Origin of the sequence: Sphingobium sp., from assembly GCF_041987595.1 — a bacterium.
GTDB lineage: Bacteria > Pseudomonadota > Alphaproteobacteria > Sphingomonadales > Sphingomonadaceae > Sphingobium.
Genome location: NZ_JBHIWJ010000258.1, coordinates 1 through 513, shown reverse-complemented (window position 1 = coordinate 513; position 513 = coordinate 1). Strand labels below are relative to the sequence as shown.

Genomic DNA, 513 nt, shown 5'->3' with positions numbered 1-513 from the left:
CCGAAGCGCCGCTGCGCCTCGCTGAAGAAATGCTTGAGGTCGTCGGGCCGGCGGCGCTCCAGTTCCAGCAGAGCCTCCCGCCGTTCCAGCAGGACCGGCGGAATGTCGATCATGCCGGCCTCACCCCGCGCCTCCGCCGCGCGCAGGCGGCCGCCCAGCGAAGCGATGTCCGCGCTGAAGCGGGCGTCGGGGTAGAGAAACAGGGTGTTTTCCTCGCCCTTGGCATAAAGATCGACCTGGAGGCCGTTGCCGCGCTGCATCGCCGCGGCGCCATAGCGATAGCCCGGAATGATGATCGGCATCCCGTCCTTCAATATGTCCGGGCCGCGATCCGGCCACCAGTCGCGGATGATGACCGCCGAATGGACGATCGTCTCGCGCCACTGTTTCTTGGTGCGGGGGACGAAGCTCAGCTTGCCGGTCGTGCCCGACGTATGCTGGATAGTGAGGTCGGTTTCCGCGTCGAGCAGGTCGATCCAGTCGTCGATCGTCTCGATACCGCTGGCATCGACG

The 513-nt window shown here is 66.1% G+C and carries 1 pseudogene; it reads right to left on the bottom strand.

The features are described from left to right. Nucleotides 1–513 (bottom strand): annotated as a pseudogene (locus ACFC3J_RS23055) (hypothetical protein); the annotation flags it as partial.